The organism is Eleftheria terrae, assembly GCF_030419005.1.
Lineage (GTDB): Bacteria > Pseudomonadota > Gammaproteobacteria > Burkholderiales > Burkholderiaceae_C > Caldimonas > Caldimonas terrae.
Genome location: NZ_CP106953.1, coordinates 22,379 through 40,012 on the forward strand (window position 1 = coordinate 22,379; position 17,634 = coordinate 40,012).

The 17,634-nt window shown below is 70.8% G+C and carries 5 protein-coding genes; all 5 read right to left on the reverse strand.

The genetic code is table 11. The features are described from left to right. Positions 1-214 precede the first annotated feature (214 nt). Positions 215-2,338 (reverse strand): site-2 protease family protein, encoded by a 2,124-nt coding sequence (locus N7L95_RS27125; protein WP_301260763.1) that lies wholly within the window; start codon positions 2,336-2,338, stop codon positions 215-217. Continuing rightward, positions 2,332-3,651 carry an efflux RND transporter periplasmic adaptor subunit gene (locus N7L95_RS27130; RefSeq protein ID WP_301260764.1) on the reverse strand — a complete coding sequence of 440 codons (1,320 nt, stop codon included), beginning with the start codon at positions 3,649-3,651 and terminating at the stop codon, positions 2,332-2,334. Before N7L95_RS27130 ends, N7L95_RS27125 begins: the two co-directional genes overlap by 7 nt. An 18-nt stretch (positions 3,652-3,669) precedes the next feature. Beyond that, complete coding sequence (locus N7L95_RS27135) at positions 3,670-14,826, reverse strand: cadherin-like domain-containing protein (protein WP_301260765.1); 11,157 nt, start codon at positions 14,824-14,826, stop codon at positions 3,670-3,672. Positions 14,827-14,905: 79 nt separating this feature from the next. Further along, positions 14,906-15,688: an efflux RND transporter periplasmic adaptor subunit gene (locus N7L95_RS27140; RefSeq protein WP_301260766.1), complete on the reverse strand. Its 783-nt coding sequence runs from the start codon at positions 15,686-15,688 to the stop codon at positions 14,906-14,908. Then, the gene (locus tag N7L95_RS27145) at positions 15,685-17,172 is read right to left on the reverse strand and encodes a TolC family protein (protein ID WP_301260767.1); all 1,488 of its coding nucleotides are present in this window, start codon (positions 17,170-17,172) and stop codon (positions 15,685-15,687) included. The genes N7L95_RS27140 and N7L95_RS27145 overlap by 4 nt, the downstream gene beginning before the upstream one ends. Between the last annotated feature and the right edge of the window lie 462 nt (positions 17,173-17,634).

A 17,634-nucleotide genomic window follows, 5' to 3' on the forward strand; every position in this document is an offset into this window, starting at 1 on the left:
ACCGGGCGCGGGCCGGCCCGGCGAGCTCCGCCCTGTCGGCCCTTGCACCATCGGTGGGCTGCTGCCTGAGGAGTAGGGCGGCACCACACGGGCGCCGGCCGATGCGGAGGCCGGTGCCCTTCGATCGCCTCGACGGCGGTCTGGCCGTGCGGCGATGCGCCGCAGCGCCCGCCGGCGTCCAGCCAATCTCCCACCCTTGGGCCTGAGCGGCGCTTCAGAACCCGAATTCGCGGACGACCACATTGCGTGCCGCGTCCGTCAGGCGGGACCAGGCGCTTGTGGCCGGCAAGGGCAGCACCGCATGTCCTCGCCATTGCCGCGGCGACAAGTCGGGCTGGTCCAGCAACTCCAACTCCACCCGGTAGAGCGGCTGACCGATCCACCAGCGCTCCGCCTGGCGAGTCGCTTCGATCGGTCCGCCATGGGCCTGGGCCAGGATGGGCTCCGCCAGCCACGCGCTCGGGTGCGGTGCCACGCTCAGGACCCGCGCCGGCCAGCGGCGCAGCGGTGCTGCATCGGCCACAAAACTCGCGCCATCGCCCGGCCGCAAGGCGTGCACGGCGCGCTCCGAGGCATAGGCCACCGCGCGCCAGCTGCCGGGGGTGGCGAGCTGCAGCAGCACCTGCTGCGGCGCCACCACTACGCCGGGTTGCACGGTGGCATCGATGTCGATCACCGTGGCGTCGAAGGGCGCTCTCGGTCGCAACTGCTCGATGTCCTGCTCCGCCGCACGGGCCTCGTCCTGTGCGGTGGCCAGTGCTTCCTGCAGCGACGCCCACTGCGATTGCAGCGCGGCGTCGACGCTGGCTGCGGCCACCTGGGCCTGCAGCTGGCGCACCCGCACCCGCGCGGCTTGCAGACGCTGCTGCAGCAAACCCGCGCTCGCATCGACCAGCGGCGCGCCCCGGCGGACGCGGTCGCCGCGGCGCACATGCACCGCCTCCAGCACCGCGGCACTGGGCAGCCGCAGCGACAAGTGCCGCGTGGGCTGCAGCACGGCGCCGGCACTTTCGTCGCTCGACAGTGGCACGAAGCCCAGGGCGACCAGTGCGGCCAGCACCACCATCACCGACCGCGCCCGGCGGGAGCCGCGCCACTGGCCGCGGGCGGCATGCCAGGCCTTCAGTTCACGCCACACCGGCTGGGCGATGAACCAGCCGAGCTCGACCGCGAACAGCAGCAGCCCCACCACCTTGATCGCGAAGTGATAGACCAGCCAGGCGATGCCGAGATACAGCATCAACCGGTAGGCCCAGGTCGCGAAGGCAAAGGCGATCATGGCCCGCCGCCAGCCGGGCGACAGCGCCTCAGGTGGCGGGCTGCGCCAGCCGAGCAAGGCACCGCGCAGCCACCAGCGCGCCATGGCGAAGCTGCGCTCGTGCAGGTTGGGCTGGTCGAGCGCGTCGCACAGCACGAAGTAGCCGTCGAAGCGCATGAAGGGACTGAGGTTGACCAGCAGCGTCGAGACCCAGGTCAGCGTGGCGACGATGAAGGCGGCGGTGCGCAGCGGGCCCGCGGGCAGGGCGGCCCAGGCCAGCGTGGCCCAGGCGGCGATGGTCAGTTCCGTGCGCACGCCGGCCATCGCCACCTGCAGGCGGGCCCTCGCGTCCGGCAGGCGCCAGACCTCCGAAGTGTCCGTGTAGGCCACCGGCCACATGACCATGAACGCCACGCCCATTCTGGGCACGCGGCAGCCATGGTGGCGTGCCACGAACGCATGCCCGAACTCATGGGCCAGTTTCACCGTGACCAGCGTCAGCCCGTAGAGCGTCAGGCCACGCCAGGACAGCAGGTCCACCGCCTGGCGCGAGAAGGCGTCGACGTCGCGCAGCACGGCGAGCAGGCCCAGCGCCAGCGCCAGAAGGGTGGCGCGGCTGAACGCCGGGCTGCCGAGCTTCTCGGCCCAGGGCAGGCAGCGCTGCAGCAGGCGGTCGGGGTTGTACAGCGGCACCCGGAAGAACAGGTAGTGATGCAGCAGCCAGGTGGCGGCCCGGCGCCAGGCCGGGATGGGCTCGCCGGTGCCGCCTGGCGCCGAGCTCGCCTCGACCAGTTCGTGGTGCCGGGCGAACGCAAGCACCTGCCGGACATGCTCCTCGTCCAGCGACAGCGTGGTCTGCCGGTTCACCTGCTCCGCAATGGCGGCCGGGGACGCGATCCACCAGCGTCGCAGCACTTCATAGGTCACCCAGTCGATGCGGATGAACCGGTGCCGCACCGGGTCGTGCAAGGTCCAGCTGGGCTGGCCGTCCGCCAGCGCGGGGCCGTGGTGCAGTTGCAGTTCCTCGCGCAGGGCCGGCCAGGGTGCCGGTGGCGGGGCGGACAGGGTGGTGCTCACCATCCGGTGGCCTCCCGCAGGGCGGCGAGCGGACGGCGGAGCATCCAGTAGGCCAGCGAGACGCGCTCCCCGTCGACATGCACCGTGCCTCGCGATCCCAGCCGTTCGGCGCTGGCGCCTTCGATGCGGCCGCGCAGCCGGTAGGCCAGCCCGCCTTCCGGGCGCGGCTGTGCCTCGAAGGCGTAGAGCGAGAGGTGCGCGAGCACCGGCGTGGCGGGCCGGCTGGCGAGGAAGAGCCGCATCGGGCTGCCGAGGGGCAGCTCCACGGCGTCGGCCACCGGCAGCCAGGCCTCCACTTCCTGGTCATCTGGCCGGGCCAGGCGCAGCAGCGGCTCGCCTGCCGCGATGGTGCGCCCGGCCCAGTTGCCGGGATCGTCGAGCAGGACCACGCCCGCGTGCGGCGCCCTCAGCTCGGTGCGGCGCACTTGCTCGCTGAGGTAGTCGACTTCCGTGCGTTTCTCTTCCATGCGGCCCAGCGCCACCGGCAGCTGGGCCTTGGCCCGCGCGTCGGACAACGCCTGCTGGCTGGTCTGGCGCCATTCGGCCTCGGCCGTCGCCAGCGCCTGGCGGGCGACTTGCAGGCGGCTGGCGGCGGCCGCGTCGTCCAGTTCGGCCAGCAGCTGGCCGGCCTTCACCGTCTGGTTGGGCTCCACATGCAGACGGCGGGCCATGCCATCGACGGTGGCGCGCAGCACCGTCGGTTCACGCGGGACCAGTTCACCCGGCGCGCGCACTGTCAGGCGCACCGGAAAGCACAAGGCGGCGAGCAACAGTGCGGCCACGATCAAGCCCTTGCGCTGGCGCCACGGCCGCCCGAGGCGGGCCCGCAGGGCCTGCCAGTCGACGATCCGGCGCGGTGTGCCGGCTTCTGCCGCTCGCTCCGTCAATTCCCACAAGCGGTACCAGCGCGCCAGCCACTCCACCTCGTCACCCGTCCACGGTGATTCGCGGCACAGCAGCAGGCCCTGGCGCGTGGCCGGCTCGCCGCCGCTGGCGGGCAGCCAGACCGCGTAGGGCGGCCACCATGAGGCCCATTCGTCCGCCAGCGGCCCCTCCACCTGTTCGGGGCCGAAGGGGCCGGGCGGGCCTGCCCGGCAGCGGGCGAGCAGGGCGGCCAGCCAGAGGCCGTACGGTCCCTGGGGATCGAGGTGGGACGCGCCCGAGTGGTGCAGCGCGCCGTGCCCTTGCAGCACCGCAGCGTGGTAGGGCAGGGCATCGCGGGTGCGGTTGAGCAACACGAAGCGCCGCTCTGCCGCCGCCGGAGCCGCCGCGGCGGCCGACAGCAGCTCCAGCAAGGCGGCAGGGCTGACGGGCATCTGCAGCGACTCCCTGTCTTACCCGCGCAGGCGCAGCGGCTGCCGCACCGAGTGCCATTCGCGTCCCTGGCCGGTTTGGGCCAGGGCCTCTCCGCGCAGCAGCTGCGAGGTGAGGGCGGGCCGGCCGAGCGAGCCTCCGCGCTCGGCGGACTTCACCCGGAACAGGACGGTGGCCTCGCGGCCCTGGGTGTCCCGGGCCGTCACCTTGAGCCGCAGATCGAGCTCCTCGCCGGCCGGTGGCTCGCCGATGAACACGCCGGCCTTGCCGTCGAAGCGCAGCCAGCGGGGCAGGGGGCGCCCGTCAGCCAGGGTGGCGACCAGTTGCAGCGACTCGTTCGCGTCGGTGTGCACGAAGGCATCGGCCGGCACCTGCAGGCGCAGCACGGGCGCCGCGGGCACCAGTTGGTCCTCGACGCCGCGGAACACCTGCAGGCTGGGCTGGGCGGCAGGCGTCACCATGGCCCTGAAGCCGCTTGACCGGGTGTAGATGTCGCCGACATCGCTGTGGTCTGCATCGAAGGTGCGTGCCGCCACGGTGGCGGCATATGCGGCATCGACCGAGAGCAGGTTGCTCGGCAGCGCCGATGGCAGCAGCGCCTGTGGCAGCTCGAAGGCCTGAGGCGGCGCGAAGGCGGCTGGCAGCGCCACCTCGACCGGCGCCGCGGGGAGCGGCCCTGCGGCTGGCACCGGCGCGGTTTCCGGCACAGGCAGGGGGGCTGGTACGGGTACCGGGGCCGGGGAAGGGCGGTCGTCATCCAACGCCGGGAAGCCAGCGTCGCCAGGGAGGTTGGCCTCGCCGCTGGTGTTCTGTGCCAGGTAGACGTCGCCGCTGCCGTGGTCGTCGATGGTCGCGGCCCCCGATGCCACTGCGCCACCGGTGGCCTGGGCACTGAGCGCGAAGCTGTGGGCGCCTTCGTCGAGGCTGTCGTTGGTGACGGCGGTGCGCACCAGCAGCCGGCCGTTGTCCTGCAGGGTGACCCAGCTGCCAGGCAGGTAGGCCACCCATGCATCGCCAACGTATACCTCCAGCCGAGGCAGCGCCGGATCGAGGCCGCCGTAGTCGTTGCCATCCGCACTGCCCGCGAGCGTGGCGAGCTGCACCCGCTGGTCCGCGGCGCCGGTGATGGTGAAGAGCACGTAGGGTGACGCTTCGTTGACGGTCGGGTTTGTCACGGCCAGCGGGCGGTCGTCGTCGCGCAAGGCGGCCGCATCCACCGTGCCGTCGGGCCGGTAGATGGTTCCGGTGCCATCGTCCTTGAGCGTGGCGGTGCCGGCACTGGCTGCGCCGCCTGCCGGGGTGGCGGTCAGGGTGAAGGTCTCGTTGTTGTCGGCGATGCTGTCGTTGGTGATGGAGGTGCGCGCCAGCAGCACGCCGCCTGCGGGCAGCGTGACAGCGGCGGTGTACGCCGTCCAGGTGGTGCCGCCATCGAGCGAGACTTCCAGCGCCGAGCCGCCGAAGTCGACCCCCGTGCCGGTGGCGCTGCCGGCACCCAGGGACAAGCTGAGGCTCTGGCCGGCGATGCCGGTGACGGTGAAGACGGCATGAGGCGAGCCTTCGTTGACGGTGGGGCTGCTGACGGTCAGCGCCCGGTCGTCATCCTTGGGTGCCGAGGGGTCGACGGTGCCATTGGGCCCGTAGACATCGCCGGTGCCATCGTCCATGATGGTGGCGGTGCCGACGCTGGCGGCGCCGCCTGCCGGCGTGGCCGTGAGCGTGAAGGTCTCGTTGTTGTCGGCGATGCTGTCGTTGGTGATGGAGGTGCGCGCCAGCAGCACGCCGCCTGCGGGCAGCGTGACAGCGGCGGTGTACGCCGTCCAGGTGGTGCCGCCATCGAGCGAGACTTCCAGCGCCGAGCCGCCGAAGTCGACGCCCGTGCCGGTGGCACTGCCGGCACCCAGTGACAGGCTCAGGCTCTGGCCGGCGATACCAGTGACGGTGAACACGGCGTGAGGCGAGCTTTCGTTGACGGTGGGGCTGCTCACCGTGATCGCTCGGTCGTCGTCCTTGGATGCCGAAGGATCGACGGTGCCATTGGGCCCGTAGACATCGCCGGTGCCATCGTCCTTGATGGTGGCGGTGCCGACGCTGGCGGCGCCGCCCGCCGGCGTGGCCGTGAGCGTGAAGGTCTCGTTGTTGTCGGCGATACCGTCATTCGTGATGGAGGTGCGCGCCATCAGCACGCCGCCTGCGGGCAGCGTGACAGCGGCGGTGTACGCCGTCCAGGTGGTGCCGCCATCGAGTGAGACCTCCAACGCCGAGCCACCGAAGTCGACGCCCGTGCCGGTGGCACTGCCGGCACCCAGGGACAGGCTCAGGCTCTGGCCGGCGATACCAGTGACGGTGAACACGGCGTGAGGCGAGCTTTCGTTGACGGTGGGGCTGCTCACCGTGATCGCTCGGTCGTCGTCCTTGGATGCCGAAGGATCGACGGTGCCATTGGGCCCGTAGACATCGCCGGTGCCATCGTCCTTGATGGTGGCGGTGCCGACGCTGGCGGCGCCGCCCGCCGGCGTGGCCGTGAGCGTGAAGGTCTCGTTGTTGTCGGCGATACCGTCATTCGTGATGGAGGTACGCGCCAGCAGCACGCCGCCTGCGGGCAGCGTGACAGCGGAGGTGTACGCCGTCCAGGTGGTGCCGCCATCAAGCGAGACCTCCAGCGCCGAGCCGCCGAAGTCGACGCCTGTGCCGGTGGCACTGCCGGCGCCCAGGGTCAGGCTCACGCTCTGACCGGCGACGCCGGTGACGGTGAACACGGCGTGAGGCGAGCCTTCGTTGACGGTGGGACTGCTCACCGCCACCGCGCGATCATCGTCCTTCGATGCCGACGGATCGACGGTGCCGTTGGGACCATAAATGTCGCCGGTGCCATCGTCCTTGATGGTGGCGGTGCCGACGCTGGCGGCGCCGCCTGCCGGCGTGGCCGTGAGCGTGAAGGTCTCGTTGTTGTCGGCGATGTTGTCGTTGGTGATGGAGGTGCGCGCCAGCAGCACGCCGCCTGCGGGCAGCGTGACAGCGGCGGTGTACGCCGTCCAGGTGGTGCCGCCATCGAGCGAGACCTCCAACGCCGAGCCGCCGAAGTCGACGCCCGTGCCGGTGGCACTGCTGGCACCCAGGGTCAGGCTGAGGCTCTGGCCGGCGATGCCGGTGACCGTGAACACGGCGTGAGGCGAGCCTTCGTTGACGGTGGGACTGCTCACGGTCAGCGCTCGGTCGTCATCCTTGGATGCCGAAGGATCGACGGTGCCATTGGGCCCGTAGACATCCCCGGTGCCATCGTCCTTGATGGTGGCGGTGCCGACGCTGGCGGCGCCGCCTGCCGGCGTGGCCGTGAGCGTGAAGGTCTCGTTGTTGTCGGCGATGTTGTCGTTGGTGATGGAAGTGCGCGCCAGCAGCGCGCCGCCTGCGGGCAGCGTGACAGCGGCGGTGTACGCCGTCCAGGTGGTGCCGCCATCGAGCGAGACCTCCAGCGCCGAGCCGCCGAAGTCGACGCCCGTGCCGGTGGCACTGCCGGCACCCAGGGACAAGCTGAGGCTCTGGCCGGCGATGCCGGTGACGGTGAACACGGCGTGAGGCGAGCCTTCGTTGACGGTGGGGCTGCTCACGGTCAGCGCCCGGTCGTCATCCTTGGAGGCTGAAGGATCGACGGTGCCATTCGGCCCGTAGATGACCCCAGTGCCATCGTCCTTGATGGTGGCGGTGCCGACGCTGGCGACGCCGCCCGCCGGCGTGGCCGTGAGCGTGAAGGTCTCGTTGTTGTCGGCGATGTTGTCGTTGGTGATGGAGGTGCGCGCCAGCAGCACGCCGCCCGCGGGCAGCGTGACAGCGGCGGTGTACGCCGTCCAGCTGGTACCGCCATCGAGCGAAACCTCCAGCGCCGAGCCGCCGAAATCCACACCTGCACCCGCGGCCGTGCCGGCGCCGAGCGCCAGGCTCAGGCTCTGGCCGGCGATGCCGGTGACGGTGAAGACGGCATGAGGCGAGCCTTCGTTGACCGTGGGGCTGCTCACCGTGATCGCTCGGTCGTCATCCTTGGATGCCGAGAGATCGACCGTGCCATTGGGCCCAAAAATGTCGCCGGTACCATCGTCCTTGATGGTGGCGGTGCCGACGCTGGCGGTGCCGCCCGCCGGCGTGGCCGTGAGCGTGAAGGTCTCGTTGTTGTCGGCGATGTTGTCGTTGGTGATGGAGGTGCGCGCCAGCAGCACGCCGCCTGCGGGCAGCGTGACAGCGGCGGTGTACGCCGTCCAGGTGGTGCCGCCATCGAGCGAGACCTCCAACGCCGAGCCGCCGAAGTCGACGCCCGTGCCGGTGGCACTGCTGGCACCCAGGGTCAGGCTGAAGCTCTGGCCGGCGATGCCGGTGACCGTGAACACGGCGTGAGGCGAGCCTTCGTTGACGGTGGGACTGCTCACGGTCAGCGCTCGGTCGTCATCCTTGGATGCCGAAGGATCGACCGTGCCATTGGGCCCGTAGACATCGCCGGTGCCATCGTCCTTGATGGTGGCGGTGCCGACGCTGGCGGCGCCGCCTGCCGGCGTGGCCGTGAGCGTGAAGGTCTCGTTGTTGTCGGCGATGTTGTCGTTGGTGATGGAAGTGCGCGCCAGCAGCGCGCCGCCTGCGGGCAGCGTGACAGCGGCGGTGTACGCCGTCCAGGTGGTGCCGCCATCGAGCGAGACCTCCAGCGCCGAGCCGCCGAAGTCGACGCCCGTGCCGGTGGCACTGCCGGCACCCAGGGACAAGCTGAGGCTCTGGCCGGCGATGCCGGTGACGGTGAACACGGCGTGAGGCGAGCCTTCGTTGACGGTGGGGCTGCTCACGGTCAGCGCCCGGTCGTCATCCTTGGAGGCTGAAGGATCGACGGTGCCATTCGGCCCATAGATGACCCCAGTGCCATCGTCCTTGATGGTGGCGGTGCCGACGCTGGCGACGCCGCCCGCCGGCGTGGCCGTGAGCGTGAAGGTCTCGTTGTTGTCGGCGATGTTGTCGTTGGTGATGGAGGTGCGCGCCAGCAGCACGCCGCCCGCGGGCAGCGTGACAGCGGCGGTGTACGCCGTCCAGCTGGTACCGCCATCGAGCGAAACCTCCAGCGCCGAGCCGCCGAAATCCACACCTGCACCCGCGGCCGTGCCGGCGCCGAGCGCCAGGCTCAGGCTCTGGCCGGCGATGCCGGTGACGGTGAAGACGGCATGAGGCGAGCCTTCGTTGACCGTGGGGCTGCTCACCGTGATCGCTCGGTCGTCATCCTTGGATGCCGAGAGATCGACCGTGCCATTGGGCCCAAAAATGTCGCCGGTACCATCGTCCTTGATGGTGGCGGTGCCGACGCTGGCGGTGCCGCCCGCCGGCGTGGCCGTGAGCGTGAAGGTCTCGTTGTTGTCGGCGATACCGTCATTCGTGATGGAGGTACGTGCCAGTAAGGCGCCACCATTGGGCAGCGTGACAGCGGAGGTGTACGCCGTCCAGGTGGTGCCGCCATCGAGCGAGACCTCCAGCGCCGAGCTCCCGAAATCCACACCTGCACCCGCGGCCGTGCCGGCGCCCAGCACCAGGCTCACGCTCTGGCCAGCCACCCCGGACACGGTGAACACGGCATACGGTGAACCTTCGTTGACGGTGGGACTGCTGACAGCCACCGGCCGGTCGTCATCCTTGGCCGCCGACGGGTCCACGGTGCCATTCGGGCCGTAGACGTCGCCGGTGCCGTCGTCCTTGATCGTCGCGGTGCCACTGGCCGCCAGGCCTCCGACCGGCCGTGCAGCGAGCGTGAAGGTTTCGCCGTTGTCGGCCACCGCATCGTTCGTGATCGAGGTGCGGACCAGGATCTGCCCCTGGGCAGGCACCGCGACCGCGGTCGTGTACAGCAGCCAGTTGAGGCCGCCGTCCACCGACACCTCCAGCCCACCGTTGCCGAAGTCGATCCCCCCGCCGGTGGCGCTGCCCGCCGTCAGCGTCAGCTCGATGCGCTGCCCGGCGTTGCCGGTCACCGTGAACACGGCATGCGGCGACCCCTCGTTGACCGTGGGACTGCTCACCGACAGCGGCCGGTCGTCGTCCAGTTCCGGATAACCCGGGTCCACGGCGGTGTTCGGCGTGCCGGTGATATTGCCGGGCAGGAACACGTCGCCGCTGCCGTCGTCAACGATCGCAGCGATGCCAACCGCTTCGCCACCACCGGTGGTGCGGGCCACCAGGCCGAAGGTCTCCGCACCTTCGTAGGCCGTGTCGGCGGTGATGGTGGTCCGCACCAGCAACTCGCCGCTGCCGGGCAGCACCAGCCCTGCACCGTAGGCAACCCAGGCGCCCTGGCCGCCATTCGCCGCCGGGTCGTAGACCTCCAGCGCCTGGCCGTGATCGGCATTGCCGGCGGTCCCGTTGCGCAGGCCGAGGTCCACCGACTGGCCGGCGGCGCCCGACACCTTGAAGATCACATGGCCCGATGCTTCATTCACCGTGGCCCCGCCCACTGTCAGGGGCCGGTCGTCGTCGCGGACGGCGGCGGAGTCATTGCTGCCGTCGGGCAACAGCACGTCGCCGCTGCCCTGGTCGGTGAGCGTGCCCAGGCCGGCGGCGCTGACGCCGGCCGCGTTGCGGGCAGAGAGTTGCAGGGTCTCGGCCCCTTCGTCGGCGGCATCCTGCAGCACCGCCACGCGCACCAACAACTCGCCGGAACCTGGCAGCACCACATAGCCGCCGTTGTAGCCCACCCAGTCGCTGCCGTCATGGAACTCCAGCGCGGGCGCCGTGTCGGTGCCCAGCGTGGCATGGCCGCTGCCCGTGCCGCTTGCGCCCAGGGTCAGCAGGGCCCGCTGCCCGGCAGCGCCCGAGACGGTGAACACCAGGTAGGGCGACGCCTCGTTCACCGTGGGGCTGCTCACGCTCAAGGGGCGGGGATCGGGTGACACGGTGATGGACATCGAATCGCTGTCCGCCTGCCCGGACGCGTCCGTCGACACCAGGGTCAGCCGGTCTTCGCCGCTGAAGCTGTTGCTGGCCTGGTAGCTCAAGGTGGCCAGCAGGCCGTTGATCTCCGCCTGCGTGCCGGTGAGGGTGAGCGATGCACTGCCGTTGCCGCTGACCTGGCCCGCGCCGCTGCCCACGCTCAGGCTGCCGCTGCGGACCGTGAGCGTGACCGAGGCCAAGTCGCCATCCACATCGGCCACCGAGACACCCGGGATGGCTGCCGCCTCGTAGTCGTACTGGCTGTGCGAAGGCGGCAGCGTGTTCACCGGAGCGTCCGCGGCGCCCCCCACCGTCACGGTGAGCGCGGCAACGCTCGACAGCCCATTGGCGTCGACGGCCTCATAGGTGAAGGTGTCGGTCAGCGTGCCGGCTGCAGCGAGTGCCTTCACGCTCGCGTTGTTGCTGTCGACGGTGTAGCGATAGCTGCCGTCGGCGCCGATCACCAGCACACCGTAGAGCCCGTTGAGGGTGGTGCCGCCGGAGCTGCTCGAGCTGCCCGGCGTCACCGCGGTGGCCGGCGCGCCGGCGCCGGCCGACGCACGCAGCACCGACAGGCTGTCGCCGGCATCGACGTCGCTGTCGTTGGCCAGCACATTGCCCGCCGGATCGCGGCCGGGAGCGGCCTGGCTGCTTGCCTCGGCGGTAGTGGTGTCGGCCGTCGCCGCTGGCGTGTCGTTGGCGCCCTGCACCGTGACAGCGAACGAGGCGACATCGCTGCCGCTGCCATTCTCCACGCGGTAGAAGAACACCTCGCGCAGGGTGTCGCTGCTGCCGCGCAAGGCCTGCACCGCGGCAGCTGTGTTGTCCACCGTGTACCGGTAGCTGCCGTCAGCGCCAATGCGCAGCGTGCCGTAGCGGCCCACCAGGCTGGTGCCGTTGACCTCGGTGCTGCCCGGCTGCACGTTGGTGGCCGTTGGCAGGCTGGTGGCGTCTTCCGACCAGACGCGCGTCAGGCTCAGCCCGCTGCCCACATCGGCCACCGCGCCGCTGGTGCCTGCGCCGGTGAGCAGGTTGCCGGCCGGATCCACCCCCGGCGTGCCGTTGGCCACCCCGCCGGCCTCCACGGCCACCACGGCGTCGGCGCGTGCGTCAGGCTCGGTGTCATTGGTGGTGCCTTCGATGGTGATGGACAGCACGGCAGAGCTGCGCAGGCCGCTCGCGTCCGTCATCTGGTAGGTGAAGGTTTCGGTGGCGGTCTGCCCCGCAGCCAGGCTGTTGTTGGTGATGTGGTAGGTGTAGCTGCCGTTCGCGCCCAGGCTGAGCACGCCGCGCTGGCCCTGGATGTTGCTGCCGGCGGCCATGTTGAACGTCAGCGCGGTGCTGCTGGACAGGCTCACCGCGGCGCTCAGCGTGATCTGGCCGGTGGTGTAGTCCACCGCCGTCACGGTCGGCGCGCTGCCCGCGCCGGTGCCGTTGACCGTCATGCCGACCAGCACCGTGCCGCTGATGTTCGACAGCGACAGCGTCGAGGACGCCGGCACGCTGGTGGACGACTGGCCCGTGGTGGTGTAGTAGTTGCTGCCATTGATCTGGCCGCCCGGGTTGGGCGCCCAGAACTGGATGCTCGCGCCTGCCGGGATGCTCACCGATCGGTTCAGCGTGATGGTGGTGCCCGAGATCGCGGTGACGGTCACGCGGTTGGCCAGGCTGGCCGGGTTCTTGTCATAGAGCACCGTGCCGTTGGCGGTGACGTGCAGCACGTCACCGACGTCGACGCCGCTGGTGTTGCCCGGTGTTCCCACCGAGCCCACCGTGATCTGGGTGCCGCTGCTGGAGCCGGTGGCTGCGGCGGTGGCGCTGGCAATCAGTTGCAGCACGGTCTTGCTGTCGCCGGTGTCCACGTCGTTGTCGTTGGCCAGCACATTGCCGGTCGCGTCCGAGCCGGGGTAGACCGCCGGCGTCGGGCCCGCTTCCTTGGCCACATTGCGGTCGTTCGCGGCCACCGGCGCGTCGTTGGCGCCGCGCACCGTCACGGTGAGGGTGCTGGTGGAGCTGGCGCCGCTCGCATCCTTCGCGACGTAGGTGAAGGTGTCGACCAGGGTGTTGCTGCTGTTGCGCAGGGCCTGCACCGCCGCCAGCGTGTTGTTGACCTGGTAGACGTAGCTGCCGTCGGCGCCCATCCTCAGGGTGCCGTAGAGGCCGCTGACCACCGCCGGGTTCGACGCGGCGCTGCTCGACGGCGCGGGTGCCACGCTGCCGCCGGCCGCCCCGGTGACGGCGCCGACCACCAGGGCGTCGCCCGCGTCCGGGTCACTGTCATTGGCCAGGACGTTGCCGCTCGGGTCGGTGCCGGGCGTGCCATTGGCGACGCCGCCGGCTTCCACTGCCGTGGCGGTGTCGCCGCCGGCCGAAGGCGCCTGGTTCACGGCGGTGACATTGAACACCACGGTGTTGGGCGTCGCATCGAGGTCGACACCGCCCCCGGCGGTGCCGCCGTTGTCGCGCACCTGGAAGGTGAAGCTGGCATAGGCCGCCCCGCTGGCGCCGCCCACCGGCGTGAAGACCAGGCGGCCCAGGTCGGCCGCTGCGATCTCCTGCCCGGCCGTCACGGCATTGCCGTTCAGGGTCAGCGTGCCGGCCGACGGCAGGCTGGTGATGCGCACCGATTGCAGCGCATGCGACGGGTTGTCCCGCGGATCGCTGAAGCCGAAGTCGCCGGCCACGAAGGTGTAGGAGCCGCCCTCGGCAAGCGTGATGCTGCGGTCGGCGCCAGCCGGCGCGTCGTTGACCGGCGTGATGCCGACGCTCAGGGTGCCGGTGGCCGTGGCAGTGCCGTCGCTCGCCGTGTAGCTCACCACCGGCACCGCACCACTGTAGTCGGCCGCGGCGGTGAAAACGAAGCTGCCATCGCTGTTGAGCGTCAGGGTGCCGACGCCGGCCAGCACGGCAGTGGCACTGCCGCCGCTGGCCACCGTATAGGTGGTGGTGCCGACCTTGAAGGAGGTCACCCGCAGCGTGTCGGCATTCAGGTCGCTGTCGTTGCTCAGGACATTGCCGCTGACACTGCCGTCTTCGGAAGCCAGCGCGCTGTCGTTGACGGCCACGGGCGCGCTGTTCGGCGCGATGAATCGGTTCATCGCCGAATCGACCGGGTCGCTGCTGGTGCCGTAGTTGGTGTTGCCGGTGAAATTGAAGCTGTCGTTCACCCGCAGCACGTAGGCCGAGTCGTCGCCGGTGCCGATGGCGCCGTCGGCCCCCGGTGCGTAGAAGTACAGGCCGTTGACCGTGCTGCCGGTCTTCACCAGCCGGCTCACCACGCCGCTGATGGAGCGCAGGGTGCCGCTGCCGTCCACATAGGACAGCGTGCCGGTGACGTTGTTGCCGGAGAAGTAGGGGTCGCTCGGGTTGCCCGAGGTGAAGCGGAAATTGCTGCCGGCCAGGGCCGAGGCATCGGTGCGGAAACCATTGGCTTCCTCGCTCAGTGAGGTCGGCGTGATGCGGTAGACCTGGGTGAAGGTGACCGACGCCTCCTCCACCGCGTAGGCCCGGCCGTCGATGAGCACGCTGGCATGGTCGTTTTCCTGGCCGATGCGCTCCAGCGCGCCGGCCGACAGGTCGAACCTCAGGACCTGGCTGGCGAAGGCCTCGCCCTCGTCGCCGGCGGTGTCGGCGCCGGCATTGAGCCGCGCGTCGATGGCATGCCCGGTTTCTTCCACCAGCACCCGGGTGAGGGCGTCCACGCTGGCGCTGCCCGCAAGCCAGTCGGCATTGAGCAGGACCACGGGCCGGCCCTGAGGCCCGTCCGCCGCAAAGGCGCCGAGCGCGCCGTTCAACTGGCCGCTCGACAGCAGGCGCAGCTCCAGGCCCCAGCCCTGGGCAGCGCCGGCCTGCAGGTCGGCCAGCGCGGACGACCATGCTTCACTGCGCGACGCCTCCCCGCCGTGGAACAGCTCCGCCAGCCGGGCGGCCGCATCGGGCTGCTGGAGGAAGGCCTGGACCTGCGTCGAGGCGCTCTCGATCGCCTGCTGCAGCTTCTGCCCCGCGTCCGGTGGCAATGCCGGCGCCTCGAGCACGAACAGCGGCGGCGCGGCGGGCGGGGCCGCCGGGGCAGCCGCCTCGGGATGGCCGGCTGCATCCTGCGCTGCCTCCGCGGCCGCCACCCGCTCGGTCGCTTCCACCACCGCCGCGGCGTCGAACATCAGGCGGGCTTCGAGGGCCCAGGCACGCGGCAGCGCGGAGGCCAGGGGCTTGTTCTTCCAGGAGGGCTTGGTCATGGGGGTCTCGGGAGGCAGGGGCGGGCAAAAGCGGGCGGGCGTGCGGCAGGCGATGTGGCAGGCGATGTGGCAGCGGGGATCAGGGGGCGGCCGGGATGATGAGCCGGCCGCTCATCCCGGCCATCAGCTCGGCGGGGCGGCCCTCGATCGCGGCAACCACCTTCACCGACTGGCTCACCGGGTCGACCCTTGCGCCGAGGCGCAGCACCCGCGCGGGATAGGTCTGGCCGGTCTCATCCACCGCTATCTGCACCGGGCTGCCGGCGCGCACCTGCTGCAGCCAGCGCGACGGCATGATGAACTCGACCTCCAGCACCGTGTCGTCAATGATCTCCAGCAGCGGTTGGCCGGGCTGCACGTATTGCTGCTCGCGCACCTTCTGCTCGGCCACCCGGCCGGCAAAGGGCGCGGCGATGCTGCACTTGCCCAGCATGACTTCGATCTGCGCGATGTCGGCGCGTTGCTTGCGGACCTCGCCATCGGCCTGCTCGACCTCCTGGCGTCCGGTGGCGTTCAGCTCCGCCAGCCGGGTCTGCGTGGCCAACTGCTTGGACGCCACGTCGAGCGCCACCCGGGCGCGCGCCAGCTGCGAACGCTGCAGGCTGCAGTCGAAGCCGATCAACTGCTGGCCGGCCTTGAAGCTCGCCCCTTCGAGAACACCGACACGCTGGACCCGCGCGCCGATCTCCGCCGCGATGGTGGTGTAGCGGCGCGGCGAGAGCTGGGCGCGGATCTCGGTGGAGGCCGCCCGCTTGGCCGGCGCGTCGACCTGGCCCAGGGCGGGCAGGGCGGCGGCCAGCGTCGTCGCCAGCGCCAGCGTCGTCAGCAGGGCCGCGGGGGGCCTGTGGGAGGCGGCGTTCATCGTTGCTGGCCCGCCAGTTGCGCACGTACGACAGCGGCGATCTGCTCCAGGCTGAGGTCGTCGCTGCTTTCGGGCAGCAAGTCGACGCCCAGGGTGGCGTGCACGCGGCTGTGCGCCGCATGCAGCTGGGCCAGCGCTTGATAGCGCCGCAGCAGGCTGACGATGGCGGTGGTCTGCGCAGCGACACGGTCGAGCTTGGAGCCGGCCTGGGCCTGTTCGCGGCTGGCCATCTGCCGGGTGATCTTGTCGTCCAGCACCCACAGGGCATCGGCGCGTTCGAACTGCCGCCTGGCGCCGGCCAGTTGCTCACGGGCGACGTGGACCTGCGTGATGGTGGCGACATGTGCGGCCAGCCGGCGCTGGTCGGCCAGGGCCACGCCGGCTTCGGCGGCGCGGCGCTGTGCCGGCAGCGACAGCAGTCCCAGCAGGTTGTAGGAAAGCTGCACGCTGGCCTCGCTCCAGGCATTGTTGACGAGGTAGCGGTCGGTGTCGTAGTGCGGGCCGATGCTGAAGCTCAGATTAGGGAAGGCGCGGGCGATGACCTTGCGCGCTTCGGTGGCCGCGATGCGGCGTTGGTACAACTGCTCCCGCAGGTCGGCGTTCTGCGCCAGGGCCCGTTCCTCCATGGCCGATGCATCCATCGTGAGCGGGTCGCCCTCGGGCAGCTCCTGCTGCGTGACCAGACGGGTGGGCAGTGCAGCGGGCGCATTGATCAGGGCCGCCAGTTCATAGCGTGCCGTGGCCAGTTCCTGTTCGATGGCCTCCAGCAGCCGCATGTTCTCGGTCAGCTGGCGCTGGTAGCGCAAGGCGTCCAGCGGCGAGCGCAGCTTCTCGGCCTCGGCACGGCGGGCGTCGGCCATCGCGTCGTCGGCCAGCTGCAGGCTGGCCTTCACATCGGCTTGCAAGCGCTGCGCGCTGGCCGCGCGCCAGAAGGCGACGCGCACGTCCTGCACCAGTTGATGAGTGGCCTTGCGCCGGCGTTCGGCGGCAGCCAGCATGCGGTCCGCCGCCTGCTGGGTGTTGTAGCGGGCCAGCCCGTAGTCCAGCAGGCTCCAGCTCAACTCGATCTGGGACACGGTGTGCTCGCGCGACTGCGAGAGGGTGGGGTCGGCTCCGGTGGGGCGACCTTCGAGGTCGGTGCTGATCGAGATGCGGTCCTTGTCGCGCGCGGTATAGCCGGCCGATGCCAGCAAGCGCGGCAACTGGTCATACCGCGACAGGTCGAACTGCTGGGCCGCCAGGGCCTGCTCCAGCAGGCGCGCACGGCGGTCGAGGTTGAACTTCAGGGCCCGCGCAATGGCCTCATCCAGGCTGAGGGTGGTGCCCAGCGGGGTGACGTCGCGCCGGCTGGCTGCCCGGTCTTGCAGGGTCTGTTGCTGCAGTGCGTCGGCATCCAGCGGCCGGGGCTGGATTTGCGCACAACCGGAGAACAGCACGGTGGCTGCCGCAGCGACAGTGGCTGCGGCGAAAGGGCGAGACGGCATGAAGGCTCCACAAGGAATGCGCCGGGACGCCGGCGGGGGGCGGTCGTAGCGGGGCACGCGCGGTGCGCGAGACAGGCGCGGGGCAGTGGGAGAGGCGGGGGGCAGAAGGGCCGGCAAGTGCGCTCGGTGGCCTGGACGGCAGGGTGCGCAAGCCGGGCGCCTCATGCCTGGCACCGGTTGAAGGACGGCGGGGCGCCACCCGTGTCCGCGGGGCGGTGTGGCGCGCCGGGGGGCCTGGCAGGGGGCAGGGCGGCTGCCCTTCGATCTTCGCCGGGAAGGCGAACTTCAGTCTTCGATGGGGGACGCTGGCTCAAGCAACACCTACTACTCGCTCAGAACCGCTCTGTTCTCGCAAACCGACCACAGCCGGCGGCTGCGTGAGAGGGGCCAGTATCTGACACCCAGGCGCTCTGTAAAGGAAAGACAGTCCGGGGAAATCCCCCTTTTTCACAAAGCCGGCCG